Genomic DNA, 20,704 nt, shown 5'->3' on the forward strand with positions numbered 1-20,704 from the left:
TCAGCTCCCCGCCTCGGTCACCAGGTGGATGGGCGGTGGGTGGCGCCGGTCGGCCACCTGGCGCAGTACCTGGCGCGCCTGGTTCTCGGTGATGCACAGCTCGCGCGCCAACCTGGCGCGGCCGACCTGGCGGCCTTCTTCTTTGCCCGCCGCCACCAGGTCCGTCGCCCGGTCCACCAGGGCGTCGTCCACCTGGCGACCAGGTGCCTGGCGAGCCTTTCGCCGGGTGGTGCGCGGCCGGGTCGCCCCCTTCTTCTCACCAGGCTGGTGCACCTGGTTTCCGATGTCCTCCAGGCTGGTGTCGGGTGCTGGCGCTACCTGGTGGTGTGGCTCTGGTTCGCCAGGAGGCCCCACCTCTGGGGCCGGGTTCTCCACCAGCCCCGGCACCCGGTGGGTCGCCAGGTTGTCGGCCTGGTGTGGCACCTGGCGTACCAGCCGCAGCACCAGCTCGAACGACACGGCGAACGCCAGGGGCGGCCAGGCGGCCACCAGCCGGGACACCAGGTCCGGTTCGGCTGCCGCCACGTTCGCCGCCAGCGACACCAGGACGCCGACGATCAACGCCGTCCACGCCAGCCAGGGTGTCTCGCCCCGGCTGCGCCGAGCGTTGACGATCACCAGGGACGCCACCACCAAGAGGCCGTCAACCGAGAGCGGTACCAGGAACGCCAACCACGCCTCGCCGTGCGCCGCGGCCAACTCGCGCATGTGCGTGTAGGAGGCGATCGCCGCCACCAATGCCACCAGGGCGCCGGACACCAGTCCGGCCGTGCGGGTGGCGCGTTCTGCCTGTAGTGCTGACATCGTGATCGCCGAGTCTCCAATCAGGTCACCAATAGGTGTGTGCTGACGGTCGTCGGCAACGTGTGCAGCGACCTGACCCGGCGCACGGTCGCGAACGGCGACGAGGTGGTGAGCTTCTGGCTGCGCAGCAATGAGCGGCGCTTCGACCGGGAGACCGCGCGCTGGCGGGACGGCCGGACGCTCGCCGTGCGGGTCACGTGCTGGCGGCGCCTGGCCGCCACCGTGCGGACCTCGCTGGCGAAGGGCGACCCGGTCATCGTCAACGGCAGGCTGCACACCAGCACGTACGAGGCCGAGGGCACGGTGCGCGCCGTGCCCGAGCTGGAGGCGCTGGCGATCGGGCCGAACCTCTCGTGGTGCACGGCGAGCGTCACCCGGCTCGGCCGGAACAACGCGGACGGCACCGCGGGCGGCGAGCGGAAGGAGGTGTCGGCGGCGTGAGGCGGGCACGTCGCGTTCCGTGCCCGTGTGATCACGCAGTGAACGACGAGCCACCCTGGGTGGCTGGGTGGTGACCGCCGTCAGTGCGCGGAACGGCTCACTCTACGATCGATGGCATGGCCGAGTTCATCTACACCATGAAAAAGGTGCGCAAGACGGTCGGGGACAAGGTCATCCTCGACGACGTCAGCACCGCGTTCTACCCCGGCGCGAAGATCGGCGTCGTGGGCCCGAACGGTGCCGGGAAGTCCACCGTTCTCAAGATCATGGCGGGACTCGACCAGCCGAGCAACGGGGAGGCGTTCCTGCAGCCTGGCGCGAGTGTCGGCATCCTCCTGCAGGAGCCCCCGCTCAACGAGGAGAAGACCGTCCGCGGCAACGTCGAGGAGGGCCTCGGCGAGATCAAGGTGAAGCTCGACCGCTTCAACCAGATCGCCGAGCAGCTCGCCACCGACTACAGCGACGAGCTCATGGAGGAAATGGGCAAGCTGCAGGAGGAACTCGACCACGCCGACGCGTGGGAGCTCGACTCCCAGCTGGAACAGGCGATGGACGCGCTGCGCTGCCCACCGGGCGAGGAGGAGGTCACCCACCTCTCCGGCGGGGAGCGGCGCCGTGTCGCGCTCTGCAAGCTCCTGTTGTCGAAGCCGGACCTGCTGCTGCTGGACGAGCCCACCAACCACCTGGACGCCGAGAGCGTGCTGTGGCTCGAACAGTTCCTGGCCACCTACCCGGGCGCCGTCCTGGCGGTCACCCACGACCGGTACTTCCTGGACAACGTCGCCCAGTGGATCATGGAGCTGGACCGTGGCCGCGTCGTCGGGTACGAGGGCAACTACTCCACCTACCTGGAGAAGAAGCGCGAGCGGCTCGAGGTGCAGGGCAAGAAGGACGCCAAGCTCGCCAAGCGCCTGAAGAACGAGCTCGACTGGGTGCGGTCCAACGCCAAGGCCCGGCAGACCAAGTCCCGCTCCCGTCTCGACCGGTACGAGGAGATGGCCGCGGAGGCGGAGAAGACCAGGAAGCTGGACTTCGAGGAGATCCAGATCCCGCCCGGCCCCCGCCTGGGCAACGTGGTGGTCGAGGTCGAGCACCTGCGCAAGGGCTTCGAGGACCGGCTGCTGATCGACGACCTGTCGTTCATGCTGCCGCGCAACGGCATCGTCGGTGTCATCGGGCCGAACGGCGTCGGCAAGACCACGCTGTTCAAGACGATCGTCGGACTGGAGCAGCCCGACTCGGGCACGGTGAAGATCGGCGACACGGTCAAGCTGTCCTATGTGGACCAGACGAGGGCGGGTATCGACCCGGACAAGACGGTGTGGGAGGTCGTCTCCGACCGGCTGGACTACATCAACGTCGGGCAGGTCGAGATGCCCTCGCGCGCCTACGTCAGCGCGTTCGGGTTCAAGGGTCCCGATCAGCAGAAGCCCGCGGGCGTGCTCTCCGGTGGCGAGCGGAACCGGCTCAACCTCGCGTTGACCCTGAAGCAGGGCGGGAACCTGATCCTGCTCGACGAGCCGACCAACGACCTCGACGTCGAGACGCTCGGGTCGCTGGAGAACGCGCTGGAGCAGTTCCCCGGGTGCGCGGTGGTCATCTCGCACGACCGGTGGTTCCTCGACCGCGTGGCGACCCACATCCTCGCCTGGGAGGGCGACGACACCAACCCCGCCAAGTGGTTCTGGTTCGAGGGGAACTTCGAAGGCTACGAGAAGAACAAGGTGGAGCGGCTGGGTCCGGACGCGGCGCGCCCGCACCGGGTGACGCACCGCAAGCTCACCCGTGACTGACCGAGTGATGTGAACCAGGTCCCCGACGCCCGCGCTGAGCGAGCACGCCGGAGCCAACACTGAGCGGAGTCCCCCGTGGTAGCCAGTAAGCACACCAGCCGAAGCGCGGCCAACGGCCGCCGTCCCGCGGTTCGCAGCGGTGCCGAAGGGGGGACGTACTCCGTGGAGCAGCTCGTCGAGCAGGCGGGCCGGTTCGGCCTGCGGGCCCCGGAGCTCGCGCTGGTGCTGGGCGAGCGGGCGGCCTCGCTCGCCGAGGCCGCCGGCGCGAACGAGCTGTGGGTGCGGGCGGAGACGCTGGTCGTGCAGGCCAGGGTGCGCCTCGGGCACCGGGCACCGACCGTGGGCAGGGCGGTCGCGGCGATGCGGGCGGCCGAGGACGCGGGCAGGCCCGAGCTCGCCGCCCAGCTGCGGACCGACCTCGCGGTGTGCGCCCGGAGCGTCGGGGCGCCGCTCACCGGGCTCGCCGCGCTGCGCCCGGTGCTGACGGTCACGGGGCTGTCCGCCATCCAGCGCGCGACCGCCCTGTGCCACCTCGTGGGCTGTCTCGGCACGCTCGGCCGCAAGGTCGAGCTCGACCGGGTGCTCATGGAGGGCGACCGGCTGGTGTCCGGCGACGACTCGCTCGACGGTGACGTGCAGCTACTGGCCCGTGCCCTGCTGCGGGTCGGCATCTCCGCCCACCGGCGCAGGCACGGCGACCTCGTCGGGGCCGCCGACGCGTCCCGGACCGGCATCGGGTTCCTCGACCACCTCGACGACCCCGCCGCCGACGGCGGCCTCGCCCGGGTGCGGCTGGTGCTGGAGCTGGTCTGCGCGCTCCTCGACCGCGGCGAGCTGGAGCTGGCCGCCGAACTCGCGCAGCCGGTCCTGGACGCGCCTGTGCGAGCGGCGAGCGTGGCCCCGGTCGCGTGGTTGCGGCTCGCCATCGCCACCCGGGTGCACCTGCGCAACGGCTCCGCCGAGGCCGCGGCGCGGGTACTGCGGGACGCCGCGCACAGCGCGGCCCGGCACGACCTGCACGCGCTGGCCGCCCGGCTCTGGCTGGAGCTGGCCAACGTGGAGGAACGGGTGGGCGAGCTGGCGGATGCCATCCAGTGCCTGCACCGGGCCCGGGCCGCCGAGCACGTGCACGCCCGCGCCCGCAGCCAGGCGCGGGCGCTGCTCACCGGCGAGTTCGGTGCGGGGGAGCAGGCGCCGGTCGACCTCGCCGAGGTGGTGGCCGCCGCGGCGCGGTCCGCCGTGCCCGCCAGGCCGGGTACCGCGGAGACCATGGTGCTGCCCGCGCTGCGGCTGGCGCCGGAACCGGCCACCGCGGCCGGTCGTGCGGCTTCCGGGGGCCCGGTGGTGGCCGACGAGCGGCCGTCGTCCCCGGCGAGTGCGGGCTGGGCGGACGAGCCCGCGCGGGCGCGGCGACAGGAGACCGCCGCGCCGTCGTGGACCTTCGAGCCCCCGCGGGAACCCGAACGGTCCTGGGCGGAGTGGTCGGAGGAGCCCCGGCCGGCCGAGCGGGAGCAGCCCACCGCGGGCGGCAGGCGGCGCGCCCCGGACACCGAAGACGCCCAGCGGGGCGGGGAGACGGGCACCGGGGAACGCACCGCCTCCACCTCGACCACCTCGAACACCTCGACTACCACCTCGACGTCCTCGTCCACCGGGGCGGGCCGCAGCACCCGGCACGACTCCGAGCACGGTTCGGTGGCGGCGCGCTCGGTGCTCGACCGGCTCGGCATCACCGCGGGGGGCTCGGGCGGGCGCAGGCGGGCTCCCGAGAGCGAGGAGGGGTCCCGCTCCCGCCGTAGCGCCGAGCCCGAGTGGGCCGGCGGCGGCTTCTCCGGCGGCGGGTCCGCCGACTACATGTCCGCGAACTACGCGTCCGTCCCGAGCGCCGAGGGCGGCGGTGACACCGGCGGCACAGACCGCACTCACGCCACGCACGGCACCGGCGTGGCCGGGGATTCCGGCGACACCCGGCGGAGCGAGCCGGCGTACGACACCTCCGCCGAGTCCGGGGGCGGGCAGCCGTCCGCTGAGCGGCGGGACGAGGAGAGCGGCACCGCGCACGACGACTACGGCTGGTTGCCCCGCCTGCGGCTGCCGCCCTCGCTCGCCCCGATCGACGACTTCTCGCCGGGCTCCTCGGCCCCCGCCGCCGAGGAGGACCGGGCGCCCGACCCGGAGCCGCCCGCCGCCGAACCCGTCGGCTACGGCTCCGGCTCGTACGATGGCGGCCAGCGGTTCGACGACGAGCCGCCACCGGGTGCCGGGCTCGCCGAACTGCTCGCCAGGGCCCTCGCCGAGCACAAGGCGGGTACCTCCAGCGCCGCCGCCCTGGTGAAGCAGCTCGGGACCCAGCACAGCGACTATGACCAGCCCCGGCGCGTCAACGGCGGGCAGCACAACGACGACTGACCCCAGCCCGGACAGGGTCGTGAGTGGCTCGTTGCGGACACCTCTCGTCAGTAACGAGCCACTCAGGGCATCCGCCGGAGCGGGAACCGGGGCCGTCGAGGGGGCCTGGAGTCGCCAGGCCGCAAGCCGTCGGCGCGTCCGATCGCAGTAGGGTGTGCGCGGATCGGCACGACGGTGTGTCACGGCCAGGAGTGGAGAGTTGCGTTGCCTGACATGAGCTCGACCGGAGTCTCGGCTCGGCCCTCGAGCGAGACCATGGACGCCGGAACCCGGCGAGCGAGCCCGGAACAGATGCGGGACGAGCTCGTCGAGGTCACCGCCGAGCGCGCGCCGGACATCGCCGAACTGATCCGCCTCTACTACCGGCTGATCCCGGCCGAGGAGATCGTGGGCGACGATCCCGTCGACCTCGTCGGCGCGGTCCGGTCCCACCTCCAGCTGGCCGAGCGGCGGGTGCCCGGCAGGCCCGTGGTCAGGTTGCTGAACCCCACCTCCGCCGAGGACGGCTGGAGCCGCGAGTCCACGGTCGTGCAGCTGGTCACCGACGACATGCCCTACCTCGTGGACTCGGTCGCCGCGGACCTGTCCCGCAGCGGCGTCCACGTGCACCGCATCGTGCATCCCATCGTCGTCGTGAGCCGCGACGTCACCGGGAACCTGCTGGACGTGCACCCGGGCGCCGACGTCGCCGCGCCGCCGCGGGGCTCCACGATCGAGTCGTGGATGTATCTCGAGATCGACCCGATCAGCGACCCGCAGCGCGCGCGGGAGATCGAGAACGAGCTCACCGCGGTCATCGGCGACGTCCGGGAGGTCGTCGAGGACACCGACAAGATGATCGAGGCCGCGCGGGGCATCGCCGCGTCGCTGGACTCGGACCCGCCGCCGCTGCCGGAGGACGAGGTCAGCGGCGGCGCCGACCTGCTGCGCTGGCTCGCGGCGGGGCACTTCACCTTCCTCGGCTACCGGCACTACGAGCTGGTCGAGGAGCCCGGCACCGGTGAGCCCGCGCTGCGGGCCGTGCTGGCCTCCGGGCTCGGCGTGCTGCGCCAGGACAGCCTCGCCGCGCGCAGCCTCATCGCGGGCCCGGACAGCGGCGCGCAGGCGCTGGCGCCCTCGTTGCTGGTGCTCACCCAGGCCAGCGCACCGTCCACAGTGCACCGTCCGATCTACCCGTACTACGTCGGCGTCAAGACCTTCGACTCCCGGGGCAACGTCACCGGGGAACACCGTTTCCTGGGCATGTTCACCACGTCGGCGCTGCACGAGGACGTGCTCGACATCCCGGTGATCGAGCGCCGCGTGCGGGAGGTCATCCACCGCGCGGGCTTCCCGATGGAATCCTACTCCGGCCAGCGGATGCTGGAGGTCCTGCAGAACTGGCCGAGGGCGGACCTGTTCTCCGCCGACGTCGAGTCGCTCTACGCCACCGCGACCGGGGCCATCACCCTCGCCGACCGGCGCAGGCTGCGCCTGTTCCTCCGCCGCGACCCGTACGGCCGGTTCTACTCGTGCCTGGTGTTCCTGCCGAGGGACCGCTACACGACCCGCTCCCGGCTGGCCATGCAGGAGGTGCTGCTCGAGGAGCTGGAGGGGACGCACCTGGAGTACAGCACCCGGCTCGGCGAGACGATGCTCGCGCAGGTGCACTTCACCGTGCACACCGAGCCCGGCGGCGCGGGGGAGCCGGACACGCTGCGCATCCAGGAACGGCTCAACGAAGCCGTGCGCAGCTGGGACGACCTGCTCGTCGAGGCGATCCTGGCCGAGCGCAGGGAGCGCACCGGCACCGGCAAGGCGCTCACGGTGGCCGGTGAGGAGTCCGCCACCGAACTGGGCCACCGGTACGCCTCGGTGTTCCCCGAGGCGTACAAGGAGGACTTCACCGCCGAGGTCGCGCTCGCGGACCTGCGCAAGCTCGAGTCGCTGAACGACCAGAGCGACCTCGAGATGACGTTCTACGTGCATCCCGACGCCGCCCCGGGGGAGCGCCGGTTCAAGCTGTACCTGCTGGGCGAGGGCGTCACGCTGTCCACCGTGCTGCCGATGCTGCAGCGCATGGGCGTCGAGGTCATCGACGAGCGGCCGTACGAGATGCGCCGCGAGGACGGGACCCGTTCGTGGATCTACGACTTCGGGTTGCGCGTCGAGCAGCGGGTGCTGGAGCAGATCAGCCAGCGAGACGAGCGCGACCTTCAGGTCCGCTTCCAGGAGGCGTTCGCCGCCGCCTGGCACGGCGACTGCGAGGTCGACGGGTTCAACGCGCTCGTCCTGCGCGCGGGCCTGACCTGGCGGCAGGCCGCCGTGCTGCGCGCCTACTCCCGCTACCTGCGGCAGGCGGGCAGCCCGTACTCGCAGGAGTACATCGAGAACGCGGTCCTCGCGCACACCGACATCGCCACCGCGCTGGTGCGGCTGTTCGAGATCCGGTTCTCGCTCGACCTCGCCGAGGAGCAGCGGCAGCACCAGGTCGACAGCCACATCGCCGAGATCAACTCGCTCGTCGACGCGGTGACCAGCCTCGACGAGGACCGGATCCTGCGCAGGCTGATGTCGGTCATCGTGGCCACGCTGCGCACGAACTACCGGGTGACCGACCGGGACGGGCGGCCGAGGCCGTACCTGGCGTTCAAGCTGGATCCGCCGAGCGTGCCGGACCTGCCCGAGCCCCGCCCGGCCTACGAGATCTTCGTGTACTCGCCGCGGGTCGAGGGCGTGCACCTGCGCTTCGGCTCGGTGGCCCGGGGCGGGCTGCGCTGGTCGGACCGGCGGGAGGACTTCCGCACCGAGGTGCTGGGCCTGGTGAAGGCGCAGGCGGTGAAGAACGCCGTGATCGTGCCCGTCGGCGCCAAGGGTGGCTTCGTCGTGAAGCGCCCGCCGGCTCCCACGGGCGACCCGGCGCTGGACCGCGAGGCCCACCAGGCGGAGGGCATCGCGTGCTACCGCATGTTCATCTCCGGCCTGCTGGACCTCACCGACAATCTGGTCGACGGCCGGACGGTGCCCGCACCCGACGTCGTGCGCTACGACGGCGACGACAACTACCTGGTGGTGGCCGCCGACAAGGGCACGGCGACGTTCTCGGACATCGCCAACGAGGTGTCGGCGAGCTACGGCTTCTGGCTCGGCGACGCCTTCGCCTCCGGCGGCTCCGTCGGCTACGACCACAAGGCGATGGGCATCACCGCCCGCGGCGCCTGGGAGAGCGTCAAGCGGCACTTCCGGGAACTGGGCGTCGACACCCAGAGCCAGGACTTCACCGTGGTCGGCATCGGCGACATGGGCGGTGACGTCTTCGGTAACGGCATGCTGCTGTCCGGGCACATCCGCCTGGTCGCGGCGTTCAACCACCTGCACGTCTTCCTCGACCCGAACCCGGACGCCGCCGCGTCGTTCCGGGAGCGCAAGCGTTTGTTCGACCTGCCGCGCTCGTCGTGGGACGACTACGACCGCTCGGTCATCAGCGAGGGCGGCGGCGTGTATCCGCGCAGTGCCAAGACGATCCCGATCACGCCGCAGGTACGGGAGGCGCTGGGCATCGACGACGACGTCACGAAGATGTCGCCAGCCGAGCTCGTGCACGCGATCCTGCTCGCCCCCGTCGACCTGCTCTGGAACGGAGGCATCGGCACCTACGTCAAGGCGGAGACCGAGACCCACGCCCAGGTCGGCGACAAGGCCAACGACGCCGTGCGCGTCAACGGCAGCCAGCTGCGGGTCCGGGTCGTCGGCGAGGGTGGCAACCTCGGGCTCACGCAACGCGGGCGCATCGAGTTCGCCCGCGCGGGCGGCAAGATCAACACCGACGCGCTCGACAACTCGGCCGGCGTGGACTGCTCCGACCACGAGGTCAACATCAAGATCCTGCTCGACCAGCTCGTCGCCGCCGGGGAGCTGAACCGCGAGCAGCGCAACGAGCTGCTCGAGCGGATGACCGACGAGGTCGGCGAGCTGGTGCTGGCCGACAACTACCGGCAGAACGCGGTGCTCGGCATCAGCCGCGCGCACGCCGCGCCGATGCTGTCGGTGCACCAGCGGCTCGTCGCCGCCCTGGAGGAGAAGGGCGCGCTCGACCGCGACCTGGAGGCGCTGCCGAGCGACGCCGCGTTCGGCGAGCTGGAGCGGACCGAGGAGGGCCTCACCTCCCCGGAGCTGGCCACCCTGCTCGCGCACGTGAAGCTGGACCTCAAGGACGAGATCCTCGACAGCGACCTGCCCGACGCCGAGGTGTTCGCGCGCAGGCTGCCCGACTACTTCCCGCGGCCGCTGCGCGAACGGTTCGCCGGACTGATCGGCCAGCACCCCCTGCGCCGCCAGATCACCACGACCCTGCTGGTGAACGAGGTGGTCGACGGCGCGGGCGTGTCGTTCGCGTTCCGGCTCGCCGAGGAGCTCAACGCCACCGCGACCGACGCGGTGCGGGCGTACGCCGTGGTCACCAGCGTGTATGGGCTGCCCGCGCTGTGGGACAGCATCGACGGGCTCGACAACGTGGTGTCCACCGACACCGCCGACGGCATGGTGCTGGAGACGCGGCGGGTGCTCGACCGGGCGGCGCGCTGGTTCCTGACCAACCGGCCGCAGCCGCTGGCCGTTGGCGCGGAGATCAACCGCTTCGGCGAGACGGTGGGCCAGCTGCTGCCGAAGCTGGGCGATCTGCTGCGCGGCCAGGAGGCGGAGAGCGTGCGCCGCGACGCCGAGCGGCTGTGCGCCGAGGGCGTGCCCGCGGAGCTCGCCGACCGGATCTCGATGCTGCTGTTCGGTTACGGCCTGCTGGACGTCACGGAGGTCGCCGAGCTCGCCGAGCAGGAGGTGGGCCTGGACACCGAGCGCAGCCCCGTCGAGACGGCGGAGCTGTACTACGCGCTGTCCGACCATCTCGGGATCGACAACATGCTCACCTCCATCAACAAGCTGGAGCGGGGCAACCGCTGGCACGCCCTGGCCCGGCTGGCGCTGCGGGACGACCTGTATTCCTCGCTGCGGGCGATCACGCTGGACGCGATGCGGCACAGCGATCCGGAGGACCCCGCCGACGAGAAGATCGCCAAGTGGGAGCAGGCGAACGCGTCCCGGCTCGCCCGCGCCCGCTCGACCCTGCGGGAGATCGAGAGCTCCGGCAGGCTCGACCTGGCCACCCTGTCGGTGGCGGCCAGGCAGATCCGCAGTACGGTGCGCTGATCGTGGGCGAGTACGCGGCGCTGGTGCGGCCCCGGTGGTCGGACATGGACGCCTTCGGGCACGTCAACCACGCGAACCTGGTGACGCTGCTGGAGGAGGCCCGCGTCCCGCTGCTGTTCGACCGGGCCTCCTCGGCCGGGCTCGGGGAGTTCGCGAAGGGTATCGTCGTGGTGCGGCTCTCGGTGGACTACCGGGCGCCGATCGTCGTCCAAGGCCAGGACATCCGGGTGGTGATCACGTTGCGGGACCTGCGGCACGCCTCCTTCGCCCTGGACTACCGTGTCCACTCCGGACCGTCCGAAGCGGACCCGGTCGCAGCCACGGCGCGGACCGTGCTCGCCCCCTACGACGTCGGCGGCGGGCGGCCGCGCAGGCTGACCGAGCGGGAACGCGAGTTCCTCGCGGCCGCCCTGCCCAGCGGGGGAGTGGACGGTGCCTGAGCTGCGCATGCCGGACGCGGCCGACCGCGAGACGCTCGGCGCGTTCATCGCCCGCGCGGTGCGGATGGACGCGCAGGCCGTGGTGCGGCTGCGGATGCGCGCCGAGGGCATCCTGGAGGCCTGGGTCGCGACGCCGTTCGACGTGCTGGTGACCCGCGCGGTGGCGGGTGAGGTGACTCCGGCCGACGTCACCGTGTCCGGCGGCGAGCTGCTGGCGGCGCTCACCGTGTCGCCGGGGGAGCGGATGGACCCCGGACCGCCGAGGGACCTGCAGTGGCACTCGGAACTGCCGCCTGCCGCGCGGTGGCGCCCGGTGGACGAGCTGCCCGCGTCGGTGGTCGCCGACCTGGCCGACCGCGGCGTGGCCCTGGCACGGGAGAACGTCGGCCCGCACGGCACGCCGCCCGCGTCGCTGATGGACCAGACCGTGCTCACCGTCACCGGCGGCGACCTGGAGGTGAAGGTCCCGATGCGGTGCCTGTTCGCGTTGTCCGGCATGGGTTTCGTCGACGGTTCGCTCGCCGGTGACGTGGTGCGCGTGACCGCCACCGACTCGTGGCTGCGGCTCGACGCGCGGTACGGCGCCGTGGTGCGGCGCAGGCACGCGCTGCTGCCCCTGCTGCTGTAGGCATCCGGACGCTCAGCGCCGCGCCCATGCCGGGGCCCAGACCGCACCGTCGGGGCGGTGCGGCCGGGTCCTCGTGAGGTGCTCGCGGAGTGCCGCGAGCGTGGGGTGCGTGTTGTCGGCGCGGCACACGAGCGCGTGCGGATAGACCGGAACCGGGTCGCGCAGCGGGATCCGGCGCAGGTCGACGTCGGCGGGCCAGACGAGCCGGGTCAGCTCGCCGACGAACGTCACCAGGCCCGCGGAGTCGGCGATCGTGTCGAGCAGCGGCTCGATGCCGAAGTCGGGTCCGGTCACCTCCACCGTGAGCCCGAACGCGGCGGCGAGTTCGTCGTAGAAGGTGGCCCACTCGGTTCCGGGCACGATGCCGGGCATCCAGATCCGGTGCCCGGCGAGGTCGGCGGGTCGCACGGTCCCGGCCGCGCGCCCGTGACCTGATCGCCGGGTGGCGGCACATCCTGGCCGATCCGGTGCTGCGACCCCTGTTTGGCAACGCGGTCGTGGTCAACGGCCTCGTCATGGCGACCTCGCCGGTGCTGGCCGTGCTCATGCTCGGCCCGCTCGGGTTCGCCCCCTGGCAGTACGGCCTCGCCTTCGCGGTGCCCTGCGTCGGCGGCCTGATCGGCGCCCGCCTGGCGGACCCGCTCGTCCGCCGGTTCGGGCGGCACCGGGTCCTGCGGGCCGCCGGGTCGCTGCGCGCGGGCTGGCTGCTGGGGCTGGCGTTCGTCGGTCCCGGAACCGGCGGGCTCGTGCTCGTCATGGCCGTCGAGCTGGGGTTGATCACGTGCATGGGGGTGTTCAACCCGCTGCTCGCGACCCGCCGGCTCGAGCTGACCCCGGCCGACCGGATCACCCGCACCCTGTCCGCGTGGTCGGTCTCCAGCAAGGCCGCCGTCGCCGTCATGACCGGGCTGTGGGGTGTGCTCGCCGGGCTGGCCGGCCCGCGCGCCGCGATCGCGATCGCCGGGCTGCTCGCGCTGGCCACGCCGCTGCTGCTCCCCCGGCGCGGTGGCTGACCGGCCCCGGCGCCGGGGGAGCGGCGGCGGGGCCGGTCAGCCGGCCGCCTGGCGGACGAGGGCGGCGATGCGCTTGCCCACCTCGGCCGTCACGTCGGTCACGGCGAACGAGGTGGCCCACATCGGTTCGTCGTCCAGCCTCGCCTCGTCGTTGAACCCGAGCGTCGCGTAGCGTGCCTTGAACTTGTCCGCGCTCTGGAAGAAGCAGACGACCTTGCCGTCCCGGGCGTAGGCGGGCATGCCGTACCAGAGTTTCGGCGCCAGCGCCGGGGCCTCGGCCTTGACGATGGCGTGGACGCGCTCGGCCATGGTGCGGTCGGGCTCGGGCATCTCGGCGATCTTCGCGAGGACGTCCCGCTCGGCCTCCGCCGCCTTGTCCGCGCGCGACCTGCGGCGCGCCTCCTTCTTCACCTCCTGGGCGTGCTCCTTCATCGCGGCCCGCTCTTCGGCGGTGAATCCGGCGTACGTGCTGGTCGTGGTGCGGCTCATGGTGGATTCCCTTCGGGTGTCGTGGTGCGGGGGCAGCCGGTGGTGGCACATCAGGACCGGGCCGCCACGGAGGAGGGCTCCCAGGTGAACCCGTCCGGGTCGGTGAACGGCTCGGACGCGCCGCCGATCGCGATCCGGTGCGACCCGCTGCCTTCGGGCGACACACCGGCGTCCTTGGCGAGGGCCTTCCGCCGGTACAGCCCCAGCTTGACCTGGCCGGACTCGGCGAACTCGACGTACATGCGGCCGAAACTCTTCGCCACGGTGAGGCCGCGGTCCAGGTAGAACCGTTTGCTCGCGGCCACGTCGCGCACGCCGAGCAGGAGCACCATGGCGTCGATCCGCCGGGTGGCGGGGCCGGTGTCCTTCTTCGCCGGGGTCGCGACCTTCCAGATCGTCCCGTCCGGGGCCTGGACGACTCCGCCGTGACCCCACATCGACTTGGCGACGGGCTTGAGCGTCGTCGCCCCGGCGTCGAGGGCGGCGCCGACCAGTGCGTGGACATCGGCGGGCTGGGACACGATGAGCGACAGGGTGAACCCGCGGAAGCCGGTGGCCGGTTCCTGCGCGGCCCGCAGGCGGAGCCGCCCGTCCAGGGCGAAGGCGGCGGTGTAGAAACGTTCGGCGGCCTTGGGGTCGGCCACCTCGAGGGTGATGGTGTCGATGCAGGTCATGGCGGTAACGCTAGGCGCGGCCCGCCCGCCCGCGCTTCTCGATTCCTGACCGGTCCCGGCCGGGAACTACCGCGAACCGTCCAGCAGGGCCCGCATCCGGTCGATCTCGGCGGCCTGGCTCGACAGGACGTCCTGGGCCATCTCCAGTGCCCTCGGCTCGATCCCGTTCGCCTGCTGGTCGGCGGCCATGGTCAGCGCGCCCTCGTGGTGGGCGATCATCAGGCGCAGGAACAGCCGGTCGAACTCGGGGCCGGACGCCGCCTTGAGCGCGGCCATCTCCCGCGGTGTCGCCATGCCCGGCATGAGCCCGTGCGCGTCCTCGTGGCCGCCGTGCCCGTGCCGGTCGAGCCACTGCCGCATCGTGACGATCTCCGCATCCTGCGCCACCGCGATCCGGCCGGCCAGCGCACGCACCTGTTCGTCGGCCGCGCGATCGTCGACGAGATCGGTCATCTCGATGGCCTGGTGGTGATGCGGGATCATCATCGACATGTAGCGGACGTCGGCGGCGTTCGGCTTCGTCGCGGCCCCGCCCGCCTGGTCCGCGGGCAGCACCGTCGCCCGCTCACCGGGCCCTCCCGGCACGATCACCCCTGGCGCGTCGCCCGCCTGCCCGTCCTCGTCCGCCTGCCCGCCGGTGCACCCGGCGACCACGAACACCGCGGCCACGCATCCGGCCAGCCATCCGCGGCCCGCACGTCCCATGGCGCACAGCGAACAGCGTGCCGCGGGCGGAAGTCAATCGCCGGCCGGCAAAAACCCTCCGTTGGTCGCTGTTGCCCGCGCCGGGGGCCGGTGAGAATCAGCCGGAATGCCCGGCGAGAGGAGAGTCCCACGGTGAAGAGGTCCCGGAACGCTCGTCGGCTGAGCGGAGTGCTCGTCGCGGCGGTCGCCGCGCTGACCGCGGGCGCCATCACGGCGCCCGCCGGTTCCGCGCAGGGTGAGATCCCCGGCGTCGACGAGATCGTGCACAGCCCCAACCTGCGGCAGATCGCCCACCTCGACAAACAGCCGCCGTTCGACCAGCAGAGCGCCTTCGGCACGGACATCGCCTTCACGGGCGGCCACGCGATCGTCGGCAACTACGACGGCTTCACCATCTACGACGTGCGCAAGCCGCACAAACCGCGCGTCGTCAGCCAGGTGTACTGCCCCGGTGGGCAGAACGACGTGTCGGTGTCGGGCGACCTGCTGTTCCTGTCCACCGACTACGCCCGCAGCAACGACTCCTGCACCAGCGAGCCGCTCGCGGCGTCGGACCCGTCCTCGTGGGAGGGCATCAAGGTCTTCGACATCAGCGACCTCTCCGCGCCGGAGTACGTCGCGTCGGTGCGCACCGACTGCGGGTCGCACACCCACACGATGGTGCCCGACCGCAAGCGCAAGTCGGTGCTGCTGTACGTGTCGTCGTACTCGCCCGCGCCGCAGCTGCCGAACTGTCAGCCGCCGCACGACAAGATCTCGATCGTCGAGGTCCCGCTCGCGCATCCCGAGCGCGCCGAGGTGGTCGCCACGCCGGTGCTCTTCCCGGACGGCGGCAACGAGGGCGGCACCAACCCGGACGGCACGCGCCGTGCCGCCACGAGCGGCTGCCACGACCTCACCGCGTACCCGGAGCGGAACCTCATGGCGGGTGCGTGCATGGGTGACGGCCTGCTGATCGACATCCGCGACCGGCTCCGCCCGCGCGTGATCGACCAGGTGCAGGACAACGTGAACTTCGCGTTCTGGCACAGCGCCACGTTCAACAACGCCGGCACGAAGGTCGTGTTCACCGACGAGCTGGGCGGCGGTGGCCAGCCGACCTGCAACGCGCGGTTCGGGCCCCAGCGCGGCGCCGACGGCATCTACGACGTCACCGGCCGGGGAGCCACGGCGAAGCTGGAGTTCCGCTCGTACTTCAAGATCCCCCGGCACCAGGCAGGCACCGAGAACTGCGTCGCCCACAACGGGTCGCTGATCCCCGTCAAGGGCCGCGACATCATGGTGCAGGCGTGGTACCAGGGCGGGGTCTCCGTGTGGGACTTCACCGACTCGGCCAACCCGCACGAGATCGCCTACTGGGAACGGGGACCGCTGTCCGACACCGAGAACGTGGTGGGCGGTTCGTGGTCGGCGTACTACTACAACGGCCACATCTACTCGTCGGACATCCAGAAGGGGCTCGACGTGCTCGCGATCCGCGATCCGCGCACGGCTCCGGCGAAGTCGGTGCGGTACGACGAGTTCAACGCCCAGACGCAGCCGCACTACGGCCGCTGACGATCCACGCGGCGGCGCCGGCAGCCAGCCTGCCGTCCACCAGCGGGGCGCTCGACAGGAGCACCTCGCCGGGCGGCAGCGGCACCGGCGCCGCCGACGTGTTCAGCGCGCACACGAGCCCGCCGCTTCCACGGCGGAACGCGAAGCAGCCGGGTGGCGCGCCGTACCACTCGATGTCGTCGCCCGCGAACGCGGGATGACCGCGGCGCAGCTCCAGCGCGGCGCGGTACAGCGACAGCGTGGAGTCCGCGCGCTCCAGTTGCGCCTCGACGGTCAACGGCGTCCACTCGCGCGGCGCCACCGGCACGGAGGTCGCGGTACCGGTGGTGAAACCGAACGGCGGCGCGGTGCCCTCCCACGGCATCGGCGCGTTGCCGTCCCCGCCGGGTGCGCTGTCGTCCAGACCCAGCTCCTCCCCGTAGTACAGCCAGGTGGCGCCCGGCAGCGCGAGGTGAACCAGGGCCATCGCGCGGGCCCGGTCGCGGCCCGCGGCACCGCCGCCGTACCGCCCCGCCAGCCTGCCCACGGCGTGCCCCGCGGGCGCCCACGTCACCGGCGCCCCCACCGACGCCGCGACGGCCAGGGAACGGCCGATGGCCGTCTGCACCGCGTCGGCGTCGAACCGGGTGTGGCCGAGCCGCGCGTCCAGCCCCAGGTGCAGCTCGTCGGAACGCAGGTAGCGGGCGAACCGTCGCTCGTCGAGCGCGCGGATCTCCCCGATCGCCACGGTGTCCGGGTACTCGTCGAGCACCTTGCGGATCATCTGGTGGATGTGGTGCACGCCGTCGTTGTCGAACCGGGGGTCCGGCGCGCCCGGTTCGGCGTCCGGCAGCCCCGCCGGCTTGGCCATGCCGTGCGCCGCGCCGATACGGAACCCGTCCACCCTGCGGTCGAGCCAGAACCGCAGCGTCCGTTCGAAATCCGCCTGCACCTCGGGGTCGGCCCAGTTGAGGTCGGGCTGGCCGGGCCCGAACAGGTGCAGGTACCACTGCCCGTCGGGCGCCCGCGTCCAGGCGGGCCCGCCGGTGACGGACACCCAGTTGTTCGGTGGCAGCTGCGCACCGCCTTCGCCGGTGTCCCGGCCGTCCCGGAAGTGGTAGCGCTCGCGCTCGCGGCTGCCCGCACCGGCGGCCAGCGCGGCGGTGAACCAGGCGTGCCGGTCGCTGGTGTGGTTGGGCACCAGGTCGAGCACGACGCGGATGCCTGCCCGGTGCAGGTCGGCGACCAGCTCGTCGAACGTCTCGAGGTTGCCCAGCACCGGGTCGACGGCGCGGTGGCCCGCGATGTCGTAGCCACCGGCGGCGGTGGGGGAGAGGTAGAACGGTGTCAGCGACACCGCGTCGACGCCGAGCAGCTCCAGGTAGCCGAGCCGGGTGCGCAGGCCCTCCAGATCGCCGACCCCGTCGCCGTCCGAGTCGGCGAACGAGCGCAGGTGGACGCGGTAGAACACGGCGCCGGCCCACCAGCCGCGCCGCCGCGGTCGTTCGCGCGTCGCCCGCCGGGCGCCGAGGGTTCTGCGCACCCGGTCACACCCAGCTGTTCATCATCGAGTGCGCCGCCATCTCCAGGTACTCCCACAGCTGCGTGCGGTACGGCTCGTCGAGGCCGGCCTCGTCGACCGCGACCCGCATGGCGCGCAGCCAGGCGTCCCGCTCGATCGGCCCGATCTTGAACGGCGCGTGCCGCATCCGCAGCCGGGGATGGCCGCGCTGGTCGGAGTAGGTGTGCGGGCCGCCCCAGTACTGCATGAGGAACAGCCGCAGCCGCTCCTCGGCCGGCCCGAGGTCCTGCTCCGGGTAGAGCGGGCGCAGCACCTCGTCCTCGGCGACCTCGGCGTAGAACCGCGCGACGATCTTGCGGAAGGTCGGTTCGCCGCCGACGGCCTCGTATAAGCTGCGGGGGTCGCTCGCCTGCGGTTCGCTGCTCACGTCTGCCACGTCTCCATTCTGCCTGTCTGCCTGCGGCCGCGGCCCGGCTCAGCCACCGTTGCCGCCGGTCTGGCCGGTACCGAAGAACCTGCCCAGTGGCGGTTCGAAACCCGCGTCCTCGATGGCGTTCATGATCTTGGCGCGCAGGGCGCGCTGCACCGCCCACTGCCTGCCGGGCCGGACCTTCACGGTCAGCCGCAGTGTGACGCTCTCCGGTGTCACGCTCTCCACGCCGAGCACCTCGGGCGGCTCCAGCACGTCGGGGGCGATCGACTCGCTCGCGGCGGCGCTGGTGGCCACGCCCTCGAGCACGGTGGTGGCCCGGTCGACGTCGGTGTTGTAGCTGAACGGGATGTCCACCAGCGCGACGGCGTAGCCCTGGCTGGAGTTGCCGACGCGGAGCACTTCGCCGTTGCGGACGTACCACACGGTGCCGTTGATGTCGCGCAGCGTGGTGATGCGCAGGCCGACCGCCTCCACCTCGCCGACCGCCTCGCCCACGTCGACGATGTCGCCGACGCCGTACTGGTCCTCCAGCATCATGAAGATCCCGGAGAGGAAGTCCCGCACCAGGTTCTGCGCGCCGAACCCCAGCGCGACACCCACGATGCCCGCCGAGGCCAGGATCGGGCCAAGGTTGATGCCCAGCTCGCCGAGCACCAGCACGAAGGCCAGGCCGTACACCACGAACGAGGTGACCGACTTCAGCACCGAGCCGATCGTCTTGGCCCGCTGCCTGCGGCGCTCCAGCACCACCGGGCCCAGCACCTCGGGCGCCCGTTCCCGCAGCGGCCGCAGCACGGCGGGCAGCTTGTCCCCGTTGCCGGGGGTGGTGGTGAGCCGGTCGATCAGCTTGCGGATGAGCAACCGGGCCAGGACGGCGATGACGACGATCAGCAGGATGCGCAGCGGCTTGGCGACGAGCCAGTTCGCCGATCCCGCCAGCCAGGCGTTGCCCGTGAGGTGCCAGACCTGCTGGCACCAGCTGCCCGCGTCCTCGATGCACGAGGGCGGTTCGCTCAGCGACCAGTTCACGTCGGGGACTGCTCCTTCCGCAATTGTGACGCCGCCCACTCCGGTGGTTCCACGGCGCCGCTCGCCGGGGCATGGTGACCTCGTCGAGTCACCAGCAACCGTACTTGCGGACGACACGTGGCCTAACGCACGTGCGTTCCGGGGGCGATCTGTGGTCGACTAGGACTGCACCGGTGGAGGTGGTCGCGTGCCAGACCGACAACCGATCCCCGACGGCGCCCCATCCCGGCATCCGGCCGGGCAGGCGCCGGAGGGTTTGCTGTGCGCGCCGGTTCCGGCCGGGGGCCTCACCGCCCCGCATCCGGCCGCGATGCCGGGCGGTCCGACGACCGGGCCGCAGCCGACGGGACCACCGTCCGGCCGTGGCCGCGTCACACGCTCGCACGGCCAGCGCCGTTCGCGGGATCCGGGAACCGGTCCGACCACCGGCTGGGGAAAACGCCGGGTGCTCCTGCTCAATGCCACGTTCGAACCGCTGACGGCGCTGCCGCTGCGGCGCGCGATCGTGCTGCTGGTCTGCGGCAAGGCGGAGGTGGTCCACGAGGACCCGGCGGGGCTCACGCTGCATGCGGCGACGATGGCGGTGGAGGTCCCCTCGGTCATCCGGCTCAGCAACTACGTGCGGGTACCGTACCGGGCGCAGGTGCCGCTCACGCGCGCGGGGCTCATGCATCGGGACCGGTTCCGCTGCGCCTACTGCGGCGGGCGCGCGGAGACGATCGATCACGTGGTGCCGCGCAGCCGAGGAGGTGCGCACACGTGGCAGAACTGTGTGGCCTGCTGTGCCAAGTGCAACCACCGCAAGGCGGACAAGCTGCTGTCCGAGCTGGGCTGGCGGCTGCGGGTGGTGCCCCGGGCGCCGCACGGGCCGCACTGGCGGCTGCTGGCGCACTCCGGCGAGGCGGATCCGGTCTGGCAGCAGTACCTTGGCGCCCCGGCCGCGTGAGCCGCGGCCGGGGGCGCGCCAGAGTGGAAGGTGGGCCGACGCCGGGTGGCGGCCGTTTTTCTGTCGTGTCGTCAGGCGGCGAGGGCGTACTCGGAACGCGCGGTGACCCGCACGCCACGGGTGACCCGGACGCCGCGGTCGGCGCTGGCGGTGACCCGCACGCCGCGCGTGACCCGGACGCCACGCTGTGCGCAGGAGGTGACGCGCACGCCACGGGTGACGCGCACGCCACGGGTGACGCGGACGCCGCGGTCGGCGCTGGCGGTGACCCGCACGCCGCGCGTGACCCGGACGCCACGCTGTGCGCAGGAGGTGACGGGCACGCCACGGGTGACCCGGACGCCGCGGTCGGCGCTGGCGGTGACGCGCACGCCGCGGGTGACCCGGACGCCACGCTCGGTCGACATGGCGGGCAGTGACGAAGCGCTAGCGGATGTCGCCTGGGTGGGGGTGAGGGCGCTAGGCATGGAGTCCTCCTGTGACCGGTGCGTGATCTTGCGGGGGTGGGATGGGGTGGGCGCAAGGCCCGTACAGGTGAAAAACGTACGAGCATTTCACGGGGGGAACAAGGCGAGTGCGCCCGGTGCCGCCGCACGTACGTTGAACTGCGACCTTTCGCGCGGCGCTTTTCGGCTCAACGTGGGAGCGGGTCCGTGGCAAA

The 20,704-nt window shown here is 72.3% G+C and carries 17 protein-coding genes and 1 pseudogene; 9 read left to right on the top strand and 9 right to left on the bottom strand.

Annotation, left to right across the window (positions count from 1 at the left end):
- On the bottom strand, positions 1–804 hold the full coding sequence (locus B0I33_RS12360) for a DUF2637 domain-containing protein (protein ID WP_106178762.1): 804 nt from the start codon (positions 802–804) through the stop codon (positions 1–3).
- A gap of 39 nt (positions 805–843) precedes the next feature.
- Here B0I33_RS12360 and B0I33_RS12365 point away from each other — a divergent pair, with 39 nt between their 5' ends.
- From B0I33_RS12365 to B0I33_RS12390, 6 genes are all read left to right on the top strand, one after another.
- Complete coding sequence (locus B0I33_RS12365; protein WP_106178764.1) at positions 844–1,245, top strand: single-stranded DNA-binding protein; 402 nt, start codon at positions 844–846, stop codon at positions 1,243–1,245.
- A 116-nt stretch (positions 1,246–1,361) separates the two neighbouring features.
- Positions 1,362–3,038, top strand: a complete 1,677-nt coding sequence (gene ettA, locus B0I33_RS12370) for an energy-dependent translational throttle protein EttA (protein ID WP_106178766.1) — start codon at positions 1,362–1,364, stop codon at positions 3,036–3,038.
- 75 nt (positions 3,039–3,113) lie between these two features.
- A complete protein-coding gene (locus B0I33_RS12375; RefSeq protein WP_245900619.1) occupies positions 3,114–5,447 on the top strand; it encodes a hypothetical protein in 2,334 nt (777 codons plus the stop codon).
- Between the two features lie 213 nt (positions 5,448–5,660).
- On the top strand, positions 5,661–10,628 hold the full coding sequence (locus tag B0I33_RS12380; RefSeq protein ID WP_181193263.1) for an NAD-glutamate dehydrogenase: 4,968 nt from the start codon (positions 5,661–5,663) through the stop codon (positions 10,626–10,628).
- Positions 10,629–10,630: 2 nt separating this feature from the next.
- Positions 10,631–11,068 (top strand): acyl-CoA thioesterase, encoded by a 438-nt coding sequence (locus B0I33_RS12385; protein ID WP_425440467.1) that lies wholly within the window; start codon positions 10,631–10,633, stop codon positions 11,066–11,068.
- Positions 11,061–11,696, top strand: a complete 636-nt coding sequence (locus tag B0I33_RS12390; protein ID WP_106178771.1) for a DUF8010 domain-containing protein — start codon at positions 11,061–11,063, stop codon at positions 11,694–11,696. Before B0I33_RS12385 ends, B0I33_RS12390 begins: the two co-directional genes overlap by 8 nt.
- A gap of 12 nt (positions 11,697–11,708) precedes the next feature.
- On the opposite strand, the gene B0I33_RS12395 is transcribed toward B0I33_RS12390, so the two are convergent.
- Positions 11,709–12,104, bottom strand: a complete 396-nt coding sequence (locus tag B0I33_RS12395) for a type 2 periplasmic-binding domain-containing protein (protein ID WP_219927182.1) — start codon at positions 12,102–12,104, stop codon at positions 11,709–11,711.
- A gap of 5 nt (positions 12,105–12,109) precedes the next feature.
- Between B0I33_RS12395 and B0I33_RS12400 the strand changes: the two are divergent.
- Positions 12,110–12,709 (top strand): annotated as a pseudogene (locus B0I33_RS12400) (MFS transporter); the annotation flags it as partial.
- Between the two features lie 36 nt (positions 12,710–12,745).
- On the opposite strand, the gene B0I33_RS12405 reads toward B0I33_RS12400, so the two are convergent.
- From B0I33_RS12405 to B0I33_RS12415, 3 genes are all read right to left on the bottom strand, one after another.
- Entirely contained in the window at positions 12,746–13,198 is a 453-nt protein-coding gene (locus tag B0I33_RS12405) for an iron chaperone (RefSeq protein ID WP_106178775.1), read from the bottom strand.
- Between the two features lie 50 nt (positions 13,199–13,248).
- Positions 13,249–13,872 (bottom strand): VOC family protein, encoded by a 624-nt coding sequence (locus tag B0I33_RS12410; protein ID WP_106178777.1) that lies wholly within the window; start codon positions 13,870–13,872, stop codon positions 13,249–13,251.
- Between the two features lie 66 nt (positions 13,873–13,938).
- Complete coding sequence (locus B0I33_RS12415) at positions 13,939–14,577, bottom strand: DUF305 domain-containing protein (RefSeq protein WP_106178779.1); 639 nt, start codon at positions 14,575–14,577, stop codon at positions 13,939–13,941.
- 132 nt (positions 14,578–14,709) lie between these two features.
- Here B0I33_RS12415 and B0I33_RS12420 point away from each other — a divergent pair, with 132 nt between their 5' ends.
- Positions 14,710–16,134, top strand: a complete 1,425-nt coding sequence (locus B0I33_RS12420; RefSeq protein ID WP_106178781.1) for an LVIVD repeat-containing protein — start codon at positions 14,710–14,712, stop codon at positions 16,132–16,134.
- Here the strand turns inward: B0I33_RS12420 and B0I33_RS12425 are convergent.
- Genes B0I33_RS12425 through B0I33_RS12435 form a run of 3 tightly spaced genes read right to left on the bottom strand, consistent with a single transcriptional unit; the run spans position 16,100 to position 19,097 of the window.
- The gene (locus B0I33_RS12425; RefSeq protein WP_181193264.1) at positions 16,100–17,656 is read right to left on the bottom strand and encodes an alpha-amylase family glycosyl hydrolase; all 1,557 of its coding nucleotides are present in this window, start codon (positions 17,654–17,656) and stop codon (positions 16,100–16,102) included. The two genes, B0I33_RS12420 and B0I33_RS12425, sit on opposite strands and share 35 nt — an antisense overlap.
- Positions 17,657–17,660: 4 nt before the next feature.
- A complete protein-coding gene (locus B0I33_RS12430; protein WP_106178783.1) occupies positions 17,661–18,062 on the bottom strand; it encodes a globin in 402 nt (133 codons plus the stop codon).
- 48 nt (positions 18,063–18,110) lie between these two features.
- Positions 18,111–19,097 carry a mechanosensitive ion channel family protein gene (locus B0I33_RS12435; protein WP_106178785.1) on the bottom strand — a complete coding sequence of 329 codons (987 nt, stop codon included), beginning with the start codon at positions 19,095–19,097 and terminating at the stop codon, positions 18,111–18,113.
- A 445-nt stretch (positions 19,098–19,542) separates the two neighbouring features.
- On the opposite strand from B0I33_RS12435, the gene B0I33_RS12440 reads away from it, so the two are divergent.
- Positions 19,543–20,043, top strand: a complete 501-nt coding sequence (locus B0I33_RS12440; RefSeq protein ID WP_106178787.1) for an HNH endonuclease — start codon at positions 19,543–19,545, stop codon at positions 20,041–20,043.
- A 71-nt stretch (positions 20,044–20,114) separates the two neighbouring features.
- Here the strand turns inward: B0I33_RS12440 and B0I33_RS12445 are convergent, their stop codons facing one another.
- Entirely contained in the window at positions 20,115–20,450 is a 336-nt protein-coding gene (locus B0I33_RS12445; protein WP_245900622.1) for a hypothetical protein, read from the bottom strand.
- Between the last annotated feature and the right edge of the window lie 254 nt (positions 20,451–20,704).

The sequence above is a fragment of the Prauserella shujinwangii genome, from assembly GCF_003001955.1.
Taxonomy (GTDB): Bacteria; Actinomycetota; Actinomycetes; order Mycobacteriales; family Pseudonocardiaceae; genus Qaidamihabitans; species Qaidamihabitans shujinwangii.